The organism is Erythrobacter sp. LQ02-29 (assembly GCF_022576075.2).
Taxonomy (GTDB): Bacteria; Pseudomonadota; Alphaproteobacteria; order Sphingomonadales; family Sphingomonadaceae; genus Alteriqipengyuania.
Genome location: NZ_JANCNT010000001.1, coordinates 1,136,917 through 1,152,354 on the forward strand (window position 1 = coordinate 1,136,917; position 15,438 = coordinate 1,152,354).

Annotated in this window: 14 protein-coding genes; 7 read left to right on the forward strand and 7 right to left on the reverse strand. The window is 66.3% G+C overall.

Annotation, left to right across the window (positions count from 1 at the left end):
- The first annotated feature begins 49 nt into the window (after positions 1-49).
- Positions 50-949: a DMT family transporter gene (locus tag MKP08_RS05630; protein ID WP_241555254.1), complete on the forward strand. Its 900-nt coding sequence runs from the start codon at positions 50-52 to the stop codon at positions 947-949.
- Here MKP08_RS05630 and MKP08_RS05635 read toward each other — a convergent pair.
- The 3 genes from MKP08_RS05635 to nadA all read right to left on the reverse strand — a co-directional run bounded on the left by MKP08_RS05635 (position 930) and on the right by nadA (position 4,603).
- Positions 930-2,246 carry a DUF2254 domain-containing protein gene (locus MKP08_RS05635; protein WP_241555255.1) on the reverse strand — a complete coding sequence of 439 codons (1,317 nt, stop codon included), beginning with the start codon at positions 2,244-2,246 and terminating at the stop codon, positions 930-932. The two genes, MKP08_RS05630 and MKP08_RS05635, sit on opposite strands and share 20 nt — an antisense overlap.
- Entirely contained in the window at positions 2,243-3,538 is a 1,296-nt protein-coding gene (locus MKP08_RS05640) for a DUF2254 family protein (protein ID WP_241555256.1), read from the reverse strand. Before MKP08_RS05640 ends, MKP08_RS05635 begins: the two co-directional genes overlap by 4 nt.
- Positions 3,539-3,616: 78 nt before the next feature.
- Positions 3,617-4,603, reverse strand: coding sequence for a quinolinate synthase NadA (gene nadA, locus MKP08_RS05645; protein ID WP_241555257.1), 987 nt, complete (start codon positions 4,601-4,603; stop codon positions 3,617-3,619).
- Positions 4,604-4,731: 128 nt separating this feature from the next.
- Between nadA and MKP08_RS05650 the strand changes: the two genes are divergently transcribed.
- The gene (locus tag MKP08_RS05650; RefSeq protein ID WP_241555258.1) at positions 4,732-6,720 is read left to right on the forward strand and encodes a BCCT family transporter; all 1,989 of its coding nucleotides are present in this window, start codon (positions 4,732-4,734) and stop codon (positions 6,718-6,720) included.
- An 18-nt stretch (positions 6,721-6,738) separates the two neighbouring features.
- Here MKP08_RS05650 and MKP08_RS05655 read toward each other — a convergent pair whose 3' ends face one another.
- A complete protein-coding gene (locus MKP08_RS05655) occupies positions 6,739-7,431 on the reverse strand; it encodes a DUF4230 domain-containing protein (protein WP_241555259.1) in 693 nt (230 codons plus the stop codon).
- Positions 7,416-8,288 (reverse strand): MBL fold metallo-hydrolase, encoded by an 873-nt coding sequence (locus MKP08_RS05660; protein ID WP_241555260.1) that lies wholly within the window; start codon positions 8,286-8,288, stop codon positions 7,416-7,418. The genes MKP08_RS05655 and MKP08_RS05660 overlap by 16 nt, the downstream gene beginning before the upstream one ends.
- Positions 8,289-8,356: 68 nt before the next feature.
- Here MKP08_RS05660 and MKP08_RS05665 point away from each other — a divergent pair, with 68 nt between their 5' ends.
- The gene (locus tag MKP08_RS05665; protein ID WP_241555261.1) at positions 8,357-9,820 is read left to right on the forward strand and encodes a glycerol kinase; all 1,464 of its coding nucleotides are present in this window, start codon (positions 8,357-8,359) and stop codon (positions 9,818-9,820) included.
- A 4-nt stretch (positions 9,821-9,824) separates the two neighbouring features.
- Here MKP08_RS05665 and MKP08_RS05670 read toward each other — a convergent pair whose 3' ends face one another.
- On the reverse strand, positions 9,825-10,283 hold the full coding sequence (locus MKP08_RS05670; RefSeq protein ID WP_241555262.1) for a DUF1465 family protein: 459 nt from the start codon (positions 10,281-10,283) through the stop codon (positions 9,825-9,827).
- A gap of 109 nt (positions 10,284-10,392) precedes the next feature.
- A complete protein-coding gene (locus MKP08_RS05675) occupies positions 10,393-10,593 on the reverse strand; it encodes a YdcH family protein (protein WP_215229045.1) in 201 nt (66 codons plus the stop codon).
- 169 nt (positions 10,594-10,762) lie between these two features.
- Between MKP08_RS05675 and MKP08_RS05680 the strand changes: the two genes are divergently transcribed.
- The 4 genes from MKP08_RS05680 (at position 10,763) to MKP08_RS05695 (ending at position 15,386) form a co-directional block, all read left to right on the forward strand.
- A complete protein-coding gene (locus MKP08_RS05680; protein WP_215229044.1) occupies positions 10,763-10,918 on the forward strand; it encodes a YdcH family protein in 156 nt (51 codons plus the stop codon).
- Positions 10,919-10,982: 64 nt separating this feature from the next.
- A complete protein-coding gene (ptsP, locus tag MKP08_RS05685; RefSeq protein WP_241555263.1) occupies positions 10,983-13,253 on the forward strand; it encodes a phosphoenolpyruvate--protein phosphotransferase in 2,271 nt (756 codons plus the stop codon).
- Between the two features lie 92 nt (positions 13,254-13,345).
- Positions 13,346-14,242: a helix-turn-helix domain-containing protein gene (locus MKP08_RS05690; RefSeq protein WP_241555264.1), complete on the forward strand. Its 897-nt coding sequence runs from the start codon at positions 13,346-13,348 to the stop codon at positions 14,240-14,242.
- Between the two features lie 193 nt (positions 14,243-14,435).
- Entirely contained in the window at positions 14,436-15,386 is a 951-nt protein-coding gene (locus MKP08_RS05695; RefSeq protein WP_241555265.1) for a tol-pal system YbgF family protein, read from the forward strand.
- Positions 15,387-15,438: the final 52 nt, after the last annotated feature.

Consider the following 15,438-nt stretch of genomic DNA (forward strand, 5'->3'; position numbering starts at 1 on the left):
GCGAATGAAAACGGATGTCGCCTCGGTCGCAAGCCGCTAAGGGAAGCGGGTGAGCGAGGCAAGCCATCCGAACGATCCTCCGGCGGGCCATCCGCGGTGGCTGCTGCTCGCGGCGCTGCTGGCCGCCAATGTCGCGCTCGCGCTGGGTCCGTGGTCGGTCCGGCTGGCCGACAGCGGGCCGGTGGCGGCGGGGTTCTGGCGACTGGCGCTGGCGCTGCCCTTCCTCGCGCTACTGGCGCGCACCAACGGCCAGCGGCTGACCGGCCTCCCCCGGCGGGTCATGCTGCTCCTCGCCGTCGGAGCGGTCGCCTTCGCGCTCGACCTGGCGAGCTGGCACACCGGCATCGGCATGACGCGGCTCGGCAATGCGACGCTGTTCGGCAATGCGGGCAGCATCGTGCTGCTGTTCTGGGGCTTCGTGGTCGCGCGCCGCCTGCCGCGCGGTGTGGAATGGGCGACGCTGGTGCTGGCCCTGGCCGGGGCGGCGATCCTGTTCGGCACCAGTCTGGAGATATCGCTCGGCACGTTGCTGGGCGACCTCTTCTGCCTCGCCGCGGGGCTGCTCTACGCGGTTTATATCCTCACCTCGCAGGATGCCCGGCGCACCATCGGTAGCTGGAGCCTGCTGACCTGGGTGTGCCTGATCGCGGCACCGGTATTGCTGACCATCGCCATCGCGCGGGGCGAGCCCGTCTGGCCGCATAACTGGTGGCCGCTGATCGCGCTGTTCGTGCTCAGCCAGGTGGTGGGACAGGGGCTGCTGGTATTCGCGCTCGGCCATTTTCCGCCGTTGGTTATCGGTCTCGCGTTGCTGACCCAGCCCGCGATCGCCGCCGTCTACGGCTATGCGATCTTCGGCGAGATGCTCGGCCCGCTGGATATTCTGGGTATGGTGCTGCTCGGATCGGCGCTGGCCGTCTCGCGCGCGGTTAGCGCTTCATCCAGGTGACGAACTGCTGGTAACGGGCCTCGACCATTTCCAGGTTCGGCCCCTCCAGATCGATGCGGGCCTGGCGCATCAGTTGCAGCCCCTCCTGCTCCAGCACATGGAGCCGCTCCTCGTCATCGATACCGCTGGCGGCGTGATAGATCGTGCTGAACATGACCATTGCCGCGTTGGGGCTGGTCGCCACGCCGGATCGGATCGAACCGAAGCCGCGCTGGACGAAATGGGTGAAATCGTCCGCCAGCAGGCTCAGCCGTTCCTCGCCATCCTCGCTCTCACCGAAATGCCGGTTGAGATCACGCCGCCCCAGCTCCGCCGTGGCCGCACCCAGCCAGTGAAGCGCAGCGATCGCGGTGAACGGATCGTTGATGCCGGGCGATAGCGCGCGCAGCCCGATCTCGACCAGCTCGTCCATCAGGAAATGCAGGTCCTGTCCCGGCGTGCGCTTGCCGCCCAGCTGGAAACAGGCGCGGATGTCGGTGTCTCGCAGGTCGTCCAGCTCGTCGTCGTCCTCCCACACGGCGAGGTCGATCTTGGGATGCACGAAATCGCCCGTCCGGACCGCCAGCTGTAAGTGTCCGCCCGCAGTTTGTGCGATCCGTTCCAATCGGTCGAAATCGATGATCTGGACATAGCCGGTTTCCGTCGCGATCACCGATCGCCCCTTGGGATGATCCATCGTAACCGCCTGTTTGGCTGGCTGGTCGAACGTGCGCTTTATGTCGCCGATCAGCCGCTCCCCGATCCCCTCCAACACGCTGTTGATGCGGATCGAGGCGGGAACGTGATTGAGGAAATAGACCAATACCATCACGCTCAGCGCCATCAGGCCGTACGCGACCAGCAGGGACAATTGTGGCACGAAACCGGGCAGGGCCTGATCGTCGGGCAACAGCCCGCCTTCGTCGGCCGCGCGGACCACGCGCAGCACCGTGATCGCATAGACGAAGGTGCCGACGAAGGTCGCGAGGCTGAGCTGATTGCCCTTGTTCTCCATGAAATTGGTCAGCAGCCGAGGCCCGTAATTGCCGCTGGCATAGGCGACGGCGGCAATGGTGATCGAAAACACGGTGGACGCGACGCCGATCATTGATCCCGCGATCACGGTCAGCATGTTCGACGCCCCGTCGGGCCGGGCGGGCTGCAACCAGGCGATCGCGTTCAGGCTTTCCGCATAGCCATTGCGATCGAGCCAGATGGTCCCGATGGCGAGCAGGACCGCTAGGATCGAGAACTGCGCCGGGTAGAACCAGTAGCTTGCATTGACGTCGTTCCAGAGCTTTCGCAGCCGTCCGGTCATACCTTCTCCCCGCACATTTCCGCCTGGCGAAGCGCATCGTCGATCGCTTTGCGGTCGACCTCGCTCTCGGCGCGCGAGCGCGCATGCTCCGCTATTTCGCGCGCCAGCCGAGCCAGATGGGCGGCGAGTCCGTGCGGCGCCTCGAGCTCCGCCAGTCGCGCGCGCACGTTGCCGAAATTCTCTATCAGGCGTATCGACACGCTGGGATAGGCCGCGGCGGCCTGGCGGAAGGCGTTCAGCGGATCGTCGAACAGCCCGACGAAGTCCTGCCCCGGCAGCTCGAAGCGCGGCTCACGCGCGTAGGCTGCGACCTCTCCCGGCTCCACCCAGTTGTTGGCATGGGAAAGGATCACCTCGCTCATCCGGTCGGCGCAGGCGAGCGCAGTGTAGAAATCGTTCACCGCCGGAGAGAGGGCGCGCGCCCCGATCTCCACCAGCAGGCGGATCTGGAAAACCGCGCCCTGCCCGTCATTGCGGAACGGTGCGATGGGGATGGAGCGCCGCAGCAGCGCCTCGTCCATGCCGCCATGTTCCAGCGAGACGATAGGCTGCCCTTGCAGCACGAATTGTCCAGGCGCGACTTCGAAGCGTACCACGCCCCCAGCGCCGCCCAGTTTGCGGGAGAGGTGTTCGAGGTCGATCCCCTCGATATAGCCGCCGCGTTCGGCCCGGATTTCCTCGGCGAACCGGCCTGTGAACGGGGGCCTGCTCACGATGGGAATGCGGGCGGCGGGCGCGTCTTGTGCCAGCGCCGCGATCGCCTTGTCGACATAGATCGTGCGCCCCAGATCGTTCAGAGCCACCGCCAGCATCGCGATGTTGACGAGCAGCAGGACGACCGAACCCATAAGGGTCAGGAGCGGCACGTCGGCCAGCTGCGTTTCGGCATCGATCGCGAGCTGGTTGAGCACGGTGTAGACGAGGCTGAACGACAGCCCGGCGATGGAAACCCGCACCAGCGGGCGGCTGAGCCAGCGATCCACCAGCCGCACGCCCAGGCTGCTCGCCGCCAGCGTCAGCACCAGCAGCGAGATCGAGAAATAGAGCGTGATGAAGGCCGCATCCACCGCCGCGATCACACCCGCGACATCCTTAGCCGTATCCGCGCTGGCGACCGGCGACAGGTCGTGATCGAGCAACCAGTCGGTCGTGCCGTGGCGATCGAGCAGCAGCGTCACGGCGAAAACCACCGGCGCGCTGAGCACCGCGCACAGTGCAAGCGACCAGTAATTCGCGGTCAGACGATGAATAAGCCAGTCGCGCAGACCGCGGATTGGCCTAGTGGTTGCCATGGATGAACTGCCCCAGCTGCCGCCTATTGCCGTTCAACGCGCAGCCCGGCGAACGGTTGCAACGGGGCCGAACGTGCCTCAAACTCGGCCCAGATCGCCTTTGCCGATCGTGCCGCTGGCCATTTCCAGCATCCGGTCGAGGCTCTGCTTCGCCTTCAGCCGCAAGCCCTCCTCGATCTCGATCCGCGGCTCCAGATCGCGCAGCGCGGTGTAGAGCTTGGGCAGGGTGTTCAACGCCATGTAGGGGCAGATATTGCAGGCGCAGTTGCCGTCCGCCCCGGGCGCGCCGATGAAGGTCTTGTCCGGCAGCGCCTTTTCCATCTGGTGGATGATGTGCGGCTCGGTCGCGACGATCAGCGTGTCGCCTTCGAACGTCTCGGCATATTGCAGAATGCCGCTGGTCGAGCCGACGTAATCGGCATGGTCGATGATCGTCGGTGGGCATTCGGGATGCGCGGCGACCGGCGCACCGGGGTGTTGCTGCTTCAGCTTCAGCAGTTCGGTCTCGCTGAACGCCTCGTGCACGATGCACACGCCCGGCCACAGCAGCATCTCGCGGTTGAACTTGCGGCTCATGTAACCACCCAGATGGCGGTCGGGGCCGAAGATGATCTTCTGGTCTTCCGGTATCTGGCTGATGATCGTTTCGGCGCTGGAGCTGGTGACGATGACATCGCTCAGCGCCTTCACCTCGGTCGAGCAGTTGATGTAGGTCAGCGCGATGTGATCGGGATGCTTTTCGCGGAAGGCGCGGAATTTCTCCGGCGGGCAGCTGTCCTCGAGCGAGCACCCGGCGTCGAGATCGGGCAGCACCACGATCTTGTCCGGGCTCAAAATCTTGGCGGTATCAGCCATGAACTTGACCCCGCAGAACGCGATCACGTCCGCATCGGTATCCGCCGCCTTGCGGCTGAGCTCCAGGCTGTCGCCGACGAAATCGGCGAGGTCCTGGATATGCGGTGCCTGATAGTAATGCGCCAGGATCACCGCGTTGCGCTCTTTACGCAGCCGCTCGATCTCGGCGATCAGATCATCGCCCGTCGGGATGTCGGTCTGAAGGGTCATCGGGTCTCCTTTTGCTCTCGCAACGCATATAGGAACGCTACGGTCCGGCTCCCAACCAGATTTCCTGCCACGCGCTTGCCGACCGCTGCGGTTGCTCTTTGTTAATGGGGATGCAAGGGCTCCCAGGAATGAACGATCCTGTTTTCGAAGAAGCGTCACCAATTGCCAAAGCACCGCGCCTGGTCGTGAACCGACCGGTGTTTTTCGGTTCGGCCTCGCTCATCCTGCTGTTCGCCGCGGCCGGCGCGCTGTTTCCCGAGCGCGCGAGCGTTCTCTTCGACCGGCTGCAGGCGCTGATCGTCGCCGATTTCGGATGGTTCTACATCGCTGCCGCGGCGGGTTTCCTGCTTTTCGTCCTCTTCCTGACCGTGAGCGAATACGGCGATATCAAGCTGGGGCCGGACGAAAGCGAGCCCGAATACAGCCATCTTTCGTGGTTCGCGATGCTATTCAGCGCAGGAATGGGCATCGGGCTCGTCTTTTTTGGCGTCGCGGAGCCGATCCAGCATTACGCCAATCCCCCGGTAGGGGACGGCGGCACGGTCGAATCGGCGCGCCAGGCGATGGTACTGACCTTCTTCCACTGGGGCGTGCATGCCTGGGCGATCTACGCCGTGGTCGGGCTGGCGCTCGCCTATTTCTCCTTCCGCCGCGGTCTGCCGCTGACCATCCGGTCGTCGCTCTATCCCCTGATCGGGCGGCGCATCTACGGGCCGATCGGCCACGCGATCGACATCTTCGCGGTGCTGGGCACGATGTTCGGCGTCGCGACCTCTCTCGGTTTCGGGGTGCTGCAAGCCAATGCCGGCCTCAACTACCTGTTCGGCGTGCCGGAATTGCCGACGATCCAGGTCGTGCTGATTGCCGGAATCACCGGGCTTGCGACGCTGTCGGTCATGCTGGGGCTGGACAAGGGGGTGAAGCGCCTGTCGGAACTCAACATTCTGTTCGCGGTGCTGCTCCTGGGCTTCGTGCTGGTGACAGGCTCGACCGTGTTCCTGCTGCAGGCCTTCGTCCAGAACACCGGCGCCTATCTTTCGGCGATCGTCGGCCGGACCTTCCGCATGTACGCCTACGAGCCGAACGACTGGCTCGCCAATTGGACGCTGTTCTACTGGGGGTGGTGGATTGCCTGGTCGCCCTTCGTCGGCATGTTCATCGCGCGCATCTCGCGCGGGCGCACCATCCGCCAGTTCGTGCTCGGCGTGCTAGTGGTGCCGGTGCTCTTCACCTTCTTGTGGATGACGGTGTTCGGCAATACCGCGATCGCGCTGGACATGTCGGGTGTCGCGCCGATCGCCCGCATCGTCAGCAACAACCTGCCGACGGCGCTGTTCGCGACCCTGTCCGAATTGCCCCTGGCGAGCGTGACATCGCTGATCGCGACCGTGCTGATCGTCACCTTCTTCGTCACTTCGGCCGATTCCGGCGCGCTGGTGATAGATATGATCACCAGCGGAGCAGCGGAAAACCCGCCGGTCTGGCAGCGCATCTTCTGGGCGGTATGTGCCGGTCTGGTCGCCGCGGTCCTCCTGCTCGCCGGCGGACTAGAAGCGCTGCAGACCGCCGCCATCGCCAGCGCACTGCCCTTCGCCGTCATCATGCTGTTCATCTGCTACGGTCTGCTGCGCGCACTGCGGATGGAAAAGCGCGGCGACGTTCCCGAATACGGCCATCTGCCCGACGCCCCGATCGATCCGGACATCGGCTGGAAGCAGCGTTTGTCCACGATCACGGGTTCGTTCAAGCGCGAACAGGTGTACGATTTCCTGAAAGAGCGGGCGCGGCCCGCGCTGGACGATGTGGCGGCGGAGATGCGCCGCCGCAGTCTCGCCCCCGAAGTCACCATGGAGGGGCAGGACGTCCTGCTATCGGTACCGCATGGCGACCATGGCACCTTCACCTATGAGGTGCGCTGCCGCGGGCTGCGGGCACCCAGCTTCGCCTGGGCGGAGGCCCATCGACCGGGCGAGGACGAAGAACGTCATTTCCGGGCGATGGCGCGCAGCTCGGAGGGCGGGCATCAGCTTGATGTGACCGGCTATTCGACCGAGCAGATCATTCACGACCTGCTCAATCGCTACGCGCATTTCCGCCACACGCGGCGCCTTACCTGACGCCGTCGCGGGTGGGGCTCAGTCGGAGGGCTTCTTCTCGCCGTCGAAATGCACGTTCACCTTCACGTCGCCATAGCCCGCGACCTGCAGCGGAATGGCGAGGTTCTGGCGCACGGCTTCCTTCGCCGCCTGCCGCGCTAGGCGTAGCACCTCGGGGTTCTTGGCGAATTCCGCCGCCTTGCGTTCCGCCTGCTGCGAATTGTTCTTCGCCATCGCCTGTGCCGCCCCGCCGGTGACGAAGCTGCCCTGGGTGTAGGTCTTCGCCGCGGCTTCATCCAGGTTGGGGCGCGAAATGCGCAAGGGCGGGAGCGTCACGTCGAGCGTGTCGCTGGCATCGTTCCACGCGAACCGGTCGCGATCCATCTGGCTGAGATCGAGTCGGTATTCCACCATCGCGGGGATGATCGCCGCCTGCCGGCTCTTCAGGATATCGATGCCCAAGACACCTTGCGCATTGGTGCTTTCCGCCACCACCTCGAACCGGCTGGAAAAGACGTTGAGCGAGTTCTGCTTCTGGAAGGCGAGCATCGCGCTCCCCACCGGATCGCCTTCCTCCTTGTAGAGAAACGCACGCCAGCCGAGCCATGCGACCGCGGCGAGCAGCACGATCACGATCAGCCACGGCAGGGCCTGCACGCGCGCGAGGGGGCGATCCTTGTGGATGGTCGGTTCCGTCCGCGAGGTCAGGTCGTTCTTTACGTCGTTTGCCATTGATTTCCCGAACGCCGGACCACGCCGCGCCGTTCCAGATCGATGAGGTGGGCATGCACGGACATCTGCGCCGCCTTCTCCAGCCGGGGGTCGAGCCCCTTGTACATCGGCGCGAGGAAATCGGGCAGCTTACGCGGCTCCTGCTCCAGCAGGCGGACGATCTGCCGCTCCCGCTGGCGGCGGTGGCCGATCATGCCACGCACCAGCTGGCGCGGCTTCTCCACCGCGGGGCCGTGGGCGGGGTAATAGATCCGATCCTCGCGCGCATAGAGCCGGTCGAGGCTGTCCATGTAATCGCCCATGTCGCCGTCGGGCGGCACGATGACGCTGGTCGACCAGCCCATGACATGGTCGCCGGTGAACAGAGCGCCGCTTTCCTCCAGCGCGAAGCACAGATGGTTGGAGGTGTGCCCGGGCGTCGCCACCGCGCGCAGCGTCCAGCCATCACCCGAAACGCTTTGCCCATCCGCCAGCACGCGATCGGGTTCGTAGCTCGTGTCGAACGGGGCATCGGCGCGCGGGCCGGTATCGGCGAGGACCAGCTTGTCGCACCCGACGATTTCCGCCCCCGTCTCACGCGCCAGCGGCGCGGCCCCGGGCGAATGGTCGCGATGCGTGTGCGTGCACAGGATATGCGTCAGCCGCGCATCGCCCACCGCGCGCATGATGGCACCGAGATGCTCGGCCTCGTCCGGGCCGGGATCGATGATCGCGCGGTCGGCTCCGGTGCCGACGACATAAGTTTGCGTCCCGGTATAGGTATAGGGGGAGGGGTTGGGCGCCAGCACGCGCGCGACCAGCGGTTCGATCCGCTCCGTCTCGCCCGTGGGCCATGGTTTCGGGGGTGGTCCTGCCATGGGGTTGCATATGGGGACCGGGCTGGCGCATGTCACGCCACGCCGGGAAGCGGAGAGGGCGATGAGCGATGGGCGATACGATACTGGTGCTGGATGCAGGCACGACCTCGACCCGCGCGATGCTGTTCGGGCTGGACGGCACGGTGGAGCGGCTCTCCCAGGCGGAGCTGACGCAGCATTATCCGAAGCCCGGCTGGGTCGAGCACGACGCGGGCGAGATCTGGGACAAGACGCTGGCCTGCGCGCGCGAAGTGGTGGGCGAGGATGCCGCGCGGATCGCCTGCATCGGCATCACCAACCAGCGCGAGACGGTGGTGGCATGGGATCGCGACACGCTGGAGCCGCTCGCCCGCGCGATCGTGTGGCAGGACCGGCGGACCGCCGATCTTTGTGCGCGGCTTAAGGAGCAGGGCCACGAGCCGGAGGTACAGCGCAGGACCGGCCTGCTGCTCGACCCCTATTTCTCGGCGACCAAGATGCGCTGGATGCTCGATAACGACGAGACCGTGCGCCGCGCGGCGGAGCGTGGGGCGCTCGCCTTCGGCACGGTCGAAAGCTGGCTGGTCGCGAAGCTGACCGGGGGAGGTCATGTGTCGGACGCCAGCAATGCCAGCCGCACGCTGCTGATGCCGCTGAAGGGGGCGCAGTTCGAACCCGGCCTGTCGGACCTGTTCGAAATTCCGCTCGCCACCCTTCCCCGGGTGGTGGATACGCACGGGCACCTGGCTGAAACGCAGCTGGCGCTGTTCGGGCGGGCCATCCCCATCACCGGCATGCTCGGCGACCAGCAGGCGGCGACGGTGGGGCAGGGGTGCCTTTCGCCGGGGGAAACGAAGGCGACCTACGGCACCGGCGCGTTCATTTTGACGAATCAGGGCGACACCCCGCCGACCTCGGACCATCGCTTGCTCGGAACGGTGCTGACCCAGCGCGACGGGCAGCGCCGCTACGCGCTGGAAGGATCGGTGTTCGTCGCCGGCAGCCTGATCCAGTGGCTGCGCGACACGCTCGGCTTGATCGACAGCGCGGCGGAGACCGAAGAGCTGGCGCGCTCGATTAGCGATTCGGGCGAGGTGGTGGTGGTCCCGGCGCTCAGCGGGCTGGGTGCGCCGCACTGGCGGGCCGATGCGCGCGGTGCGATAACCGGGCTCAGTTTCGCTAGCGGCAGGGCACAGATCGCACGCGCCGCGCTTGAATCGATGGCGCACCAGACCCACGACCTGGCCGAAGCCTTCGCGGCCGACGGGCGGCGCTGGGCGGGCCTGAAGATCGATGGCGGGATGAGCGCGAACGATTGGATGGCGCAGGATCTCGCCGATATCCTGGCCCTGGAAGTCGAACGTCCCGATTTTGTCGAGACGACCGCGCTGGGTGCCGCCGTGGCTGCGGCGGTGGGGGCGGGGCTGCATCCCGATCTGCCCGCGGCGGTACATGCGATGCGCGGCGGCGTGCGCCGGTTCTCCCCCGCGATGGAGGCGAGTGTGCGCGAAGAGCGGCTAACGCGCTGGCACCGCGCGCTGGCCGGGATCTAGCGCCTCAGAAGCTCCCCAGTGCCTCGTACAGACGCTCGCGCAAGCGCGCGACCGCTTCGGGGCGCGATTGCAGGGCGCGCTGCCACTGCCCGTCGATCCGGGACACCCGCCCATGCAATTGTTCGGTCTGCGCGATGAGCTCGCAGGTGGTGGGCGATAGCAGACGCAAATGCCGTGCCTCGCTGGGTCGGTTGGTCGGCAGACGGCCGGCGCGTCGCAATTCGACCTCGCCCATGCGCCCCGACAGATAGGCGCGCTGGTTCATCAGCCACGCCAGCAGATGCATGATGCGGGTCGTCGTCTTCAGCCCCTCGGTCGATAAGGCGATCCGCATCGGGTCGCTTTCGCGGCCCGGGGGGGCCGGCATCAGGTCGAACGTGGCCCGCACCTCGTCCGCCAGGACCAATGCTTCGCTGTAAAGCGACTCGACGATAGCGACGTTGATGTCGGAAGGGGCAGGCATGCCCGTCGCGATAGGCGCGGGCGGTGATGGTGCCTAGCCGCAACGCAGCGGTTTCCCGGGCGGGGACAGGTCGCAGAAATCGAAGGTCTTTTTCGCCTGCCTTGGCGGTCTAGGCGATGATGTCGGGGATCAATTCGTCCTCGATCGCGGCGATCTGATCGCGCAGGGCGAGCTTGCGCTTCTTGAGCCGGGCAATCTGCAATTGGTCGCCGCCGCCGCCCGTTTCCGTCAGCGCCGCGATGGCGGCATCCATGTCGCGATGTTCCACCCTCAGGTGCTCGAGGCGCTTGCGAAGTTCCGCTTCGGTCATCGCATCTTGCCCCCGATCACGCCGTCATCGTCTCGTCCCGCGCCAGCACTGGCCCATCGCTATCGGCCTGGCAAGGACTTCGCAGGCTTTGCCAAATATGGTCATATCACCGAGTCGGAACGGTGCCCTTGCGCCCCTTTTCCGACCAACGGCCAAAAGGAGAAAGCACATGAATGCATCGCATGTCAGCGCCCTCAAATCCAAGCATGCGGGTATCGAAGCCGCCATCGCGCAGGAAATGACCCGGCCTGCGCCCGACGATGCGATGCTCCAGCGGCTGAAGCGCGAGAAATTGCGCCTGAAGGAGGAGCTTGGCACCTGCTAAGCGCACCCACGCACGGCATTCACCGTATTTCCCAATTGCCGCGCGATAGGCTAGGCGGTTCGGTATGAGCGCCGCCGCCGCCGCCCGTCAGATCCTGACCCACCTGCACGAGGTAATGGCCTCGCGTCTTCACGCGCAGGGCAAGCTCGACCGCGTGGTGGAGATCGTGGGCGAAGCGCTCGATAGCGAAGTGTGCTCGATCTATCTCCTGCGCGAGGGGATGCTGGAGCTGTTCGCGACGCGCGGGCTGAAGCAGGAGGCGGTGCACGTCACCCGCATGGCGCTGGGCGAGGGGCTGACCGGCACCATCGCCCAGAACGTCGAGACGCTGAACCTGGCCGAGGCGAAGGCGCATCCCGATTTCCAGTACCGCCCGGAAACCGGGGAGGAGAAGTTCCACTCCTTCGCCGGCGTCCCGATCGTCTATCGCGAACGCGCGGTGGGCGCGCTCAACGTACAGCACCTCGATCCCCGCCGGTACGAGGACGTCGAGATCGAGGCGTTGCAGACCACCGCGATGGTCCTGTCCGAACTGATCGCCAATACCGGCCTGATCGACGAGGAGGAGGCGCTCGGCCTGACCGAGGCAAGCACCGAGCCTGCCAAGATGGAGGGGCTGCCGCTGGTGAAGGGGCTGGCGAGCGGCGTTGCGGTGTATCACCAGCCGCGGGTCACCATCGACCATGTCGTCGCGGAGGACGTGGAGGTGGAGCGGCAGCGGGTCTATCGGGCTTTCGACCGGATGCGCGACCAGATCGACACCATGGCGCAGCAGGCCGAATTCGGCGCCGGGGGGGAGCACGAGGAGGTGCTTCAGACCTACAAGATGTTCGCCTATGACGAGGGGTGGTCGCGGCGCATCAACGAGGCGATCGATTCCGGGCTGACGGCTGAGGCGGCGATCGAGCGCGTGCAGCAGCGCACCCGCATGCGTATGCGCGAGATCGACGATCCGCTGCTGGCCGACCGGATGCACGATCTGGAGGATCTGTCGAACCGGCTGCTGCGGATCGTTTCGGGCCAGATCGGCACCGCGGCGAGCAAGGGGCTGCCGCGCGAAACCATCCTGATCGCGAAGAACCTGGGTCCGGCCGAACTGCTCGAATACGACCGGCGCAAGCTCAAGGGCGTTATTCTGGAGGAAGGCTCGCTCACCGCGCATGTGGTGATCGTCGCGCGGGCGATGGCGGTGCCGGTGCTGGGCCGCGTGCGGGGCCTTCGCGGCATGGTCCGCGAAGGCGACGAGGTGCTGCTGGATGCAGATGCGGGCACGGCAACCGCGCGGCCGGCGCAGACCATGTTGCAGGCGTTCGAGGCGCGTTTCGCCCAGACGAAGAAACGCCTCGCCAGCTATGCGGAACTGCGCGACGTGGAGCCGTTCACGCGGGACGGAACGCGCATCCAGGTGATGATGAATGCGGGGCTGCGGGACGACATATCGTCGCTCAACCTCGTCGGTGCGGACGGCATCGGCCTGTTCCGGACCGAGTTCCAGTTCCTCGTTTCCGCGACCCTGCCCCAGCGCGAGCGGCAGACCCGGCTCTATCGGGACGTGATGGACGCCGCCGGGAGCAAGCCGGTGGTGTTCCGCACGGTCGATATCGGCGGCGACAAGGCGGTGCCCTATCTCGCCTCCGAATATGCCGAGCAGGACGAGAACCCGGCCATGGGCTGGCGCGCGCTGCGCCTGGCGATGGAGCGCAAGGGGCTGCTGAAGGCACAGGCTCGCGCCCTGCTGGAGGCCGCCGGTGGCCGCCCCCTCAATGTCATGTTCCCGATGGTGGCGGAGCCGTGGGAATTCGATGCGGCGAAGGCGGTGTTCGACGAACAGCTCGATTACATGCGCGACCGCAAGAAGATGCTACCAGAAACCATCCGCTATGGCGTGATGCTGGAGGTGCCGGCACTCGCCGAAGTGCTGGACCTGATGATCCCGCGCATCTCCTTCATGTCGATCGGCACCAACGACCTGACCCAGTTCCTGTTTGCCGCCGACCGCGCCAATCCCAAGCTGGCGGAGCGTTACGACTGGCTCAGCCCGGCGATCCTGCGGTTCCTGCGCCGCCTCGTGCGCGGGACGCAGGGCCAGCCGATCGACCTCGGCGTATGCGGCGAGATGGGTGGCCGGCGGCTGGAGGCGCTGGCGCTGCTGGGCGTCGGCATCCGCCGCCTGTCGATCACCCCGAGCTCGGTCGGCCCGATCAAGGAACTGGTGCGCCAGGTCGACCTGGCCGAGATCGAGGCCGCGATGGACGAATGGCTGGTGCGCCCGCCCGGCTGCTTGCGCGAAGCGATAGCCGAGTGGGCGCAGGCGAAGGGTATCGACACGCAATAGCGCACACCAGGCGCGGGTGCCGCCTTGACAGGCACCCCCCGGCGCTAGGAAGAGGGGGGAGTAGGGGCCGGACACATGAGCGATTGGGACTGATGCAAGCAGAAGAACGGACCGCCGACGAACCGGTCGCGGAAGGCGCGGAGGGTATCGATGCGCCGGCGGAAGGCGCATCGCCGACGATCCGGGTCGGCGATCGGCTGAAGGCAGCGCGCGAGGAGCGTGGGCTGACACTGGACCAAGTGGCGGACGAAACCAAGGTGCCGCGCCGCCATCTGCAATCGATCGAGGCGAACGATTTCGCCAGCCTTCCTGCCCGAACCTACGCGCTGGGATTTTCCCGCAACTACGCAAGGGCTGTGGGGCTGGACGAGGACGAAACGGCGGAAGGCGTGCGCCGCGAGCTCGAGGATGGGGAGGTCGAACGGGCCTATCGCCGCGAGACCAAGTTCGAACCGGGCGACCCGGCGCGCGTCCCCTCGCGCGGGCTCGTTTTCCTCTCCATCGTGGCGCTCGTGCTGCTGATCGTGGGGGGGTACACCTTCTATCGCACTTTCTTCGCGCCGGGCACCGGGCCGGGATCGATCATCGATCGGCCTGAATCGAGCTCCGCCCCACGCCAGGCTGCCGCAGCTCCGCGCGCGTCACAGGCGGTCCCCGCCGCGCCGACCGGACCGGTCGTGTTCACCGCGCTGATGGACGATACCTGGGTGAAATTCTACGATGGCGACGGCAACCAGCTGATGCAGAAACAGATGGCGAAGGGTGAAAGCTATACCGTCCCCACCGATGCGAAGGACCCGCAGGTCTGGACCGGACGGCCCTACGCGCTGGCGATCACCGTGGGCGGCAAGCCGGTGCCCAAGCTGTCGGAGAAGGATGAGATCGTGAAGGACGTGTCGGTCACGCCGCAGGCCCTGACCGACCGCGCGAACGCTACCCCCTCACCCAGCCCATCCGCGCCATCAGCGACGCCCACCTCGCCGACCTGAACCACCGACGAACCCGGTGCCACGGGCGTGTCGTCGCGATTTTCCCCCGCCGCAGCCCGGGCCTCCCTCGACACGCGGCAGGCAGGGGATAGTATCGCGAGCCGGCGTTCAGACGCGGTTCGGAGCGGCGGAACCAGGGTGTAGGAATATCAATCGGGACCGCGCGGATGCGGTCCGCAGGGAGCTTACGAGAATGATCAGACGCCATCGCAATATCCTGTGGGGCGCGGCGCTTGCCGCGCTCACGCTGCAGGCGGTGCCCGCCGCGGCGCAGGACGCGGATGCCGAAGTGCGGCTGCGCAAGCTGGAGGCGGAAGTGCGCGCCTTGCAGCGCACGGTCTTTCCCGGCGGCGACAGCCGTTATTTCGAGCCTGAGATCACCGGCGCGCCGCGCACCGGGGCGCAGCCTTCCACCACTTCCACCACGGCGGTGACGGACGTGCTGGCGCGCCTCGATGCGATGGAAAGCAGCCTGCAGCGCCTTACCGCGCAAGTGGAGCAGAACGCCAACAGCCTGTCCGAACTCGACACCCGCCTTTCGGCGCTGGAAACCACGGGCACCGCCGCCGCGGCGGCTGCGCAGGGGAACTCCACCCCCGCGACCACGGTCAGCACACCGGCCAACCGGCCCCCGACCACTGCGGCCACGACTTCGAGCCCGCCCGCGAGTTCCACGCCTGCACCGACGCCTTCGGGTCCCACCGCCCAACGTCTGGCGGCGGTGCAGCAGATCATGAAGCCGCAGACCGACGATGCGGGCGACGACGAATATTCCTACGGCTTCCGCCTATGGGACGCCGGTTTCTTTCCCGAGGCGGAGCAGCAGCTGACCCTGTTCGTCGACAAGTATCCCAGCCACTGGCGCACCACCTATGGCCGCAATCTGCTCGGGCGGGCCTATCTCGACGATGGCAAGCCGCGCGAGGCGGCGGCGTGGTTCATCAAGAACTACCAGGCCGACCGCGCAGCGGCGCGCGCGCCCGATAGCCTGCTCTATCTCGCGGTGTCGATGATCGCGCTGGACGACACCAACCGCGCCTGCATCGCGCTGTCGGAATTCAGCGAGACCTATCCCTCGATCGCTGCGGGCCGCTTGCAGAGCGAGTACGAGGCGAACCGCAAGAAGGTCACCTGCAAAAATTGACACCGCGCCCGATTCCGCGCTGATCGAGCGCTTTCGCGGCGATCTCGCCGCT

Excerpts from the sequence above, each read along its gene's own strand:
- MKP08_RS05635 (WP_241555255.1), bottom strand. The coding sequence starts at position 2,246 with ATGACCGGACGGCTGCGAAAGCTCTGGAACGACGTCAATGCAAGCTAC.
- MKP08_RS05640 (WP_241555256.1), bottom strand. The coding sequence starts at position 3,538 with ATGGCAACCACTAGGCCAATCCGCGGTCTGCGCGACTGGCTTATTCAT.
- nadA (WP_241555257.1), bottom strand. The coding sequence starts at position 4,603 with ATGACCCTTCAGACCGACATCCCGACGGGCGATGATCTGATCGCCGAG.
- MKP08_RS05650 (WP_241555258.1), top strand. The coding sequence starts at position 4,732 with ATGAACGATCCTGTTTTCGAAGAAGCGTCACCAATTGCCAAAGCACCG.
- MKP08_RS05655 (WP_241555259.1), bottom strand. The coding sequence starts at position 7,431 with ATGGCAAACGACGTAAAGAACGACCTGACCTCGCGGACGGAACCGACC.
- MKP08_RS05660 (WP_241555260.1), bottom strand. The coding sequence starts at position 8,288 with ATGGCAGGACCACCCCCGAAACCATGGCCCACGGGCGAGACGGAGCGG.
- MKP08_RS05665 (WP_241555261.1), top strand. The coding sequence starts at position 8,357 with ATGGGCGATACGATACTGGTGCTGGATGCAGGCACGACCTCGACCCGC.
- MKP08_RS05670 (WP_241555262.1), bottom strand. The coding sequence starts at position 10,283 with ATGCCTGCCCCTTCCGACATCAACGTCGCTATCGTCGAGTCGCTTTAC.
- MKP08_RS05675 (WP_215229045.1), bottom strand. The coding sequence starts at position 10,593 with ATGACCGAAGCGGAACTTCGCAAGCGCCTCGAGCACCTGAGGGTGGAA.
- MKP08_RS05680 (WP_215229044.1), top strand. The coding sequence starts at position 10,763 with ATGAATGCATCGCATGTCAGCGCCCTCAAATCCAAGCATGCGGGTATC.
- ptsP (WP_241555263.1), top strand. The coding sequence starts at position 10,983 with ATGAGCGCCGCCGCCGCCGCCCGTCAGATCCTGACCCACCTGCACGAG.
- MKP08_RS05690 (WP_241555264.1), top strand. The coding sequence starts at position 13,346 with ATGCAAGCAGAAGAACGGACCGCCGACGAACCGGTCGCGGAAGGCGCG.
- MKP08_RS05695 (WP_241555265.1), top strand. The coding sequence starts at position 14,436 with ATGATCAGACGCCATCGCAATATCCTGTGGGGCGCGGCGCTTGCCGCG.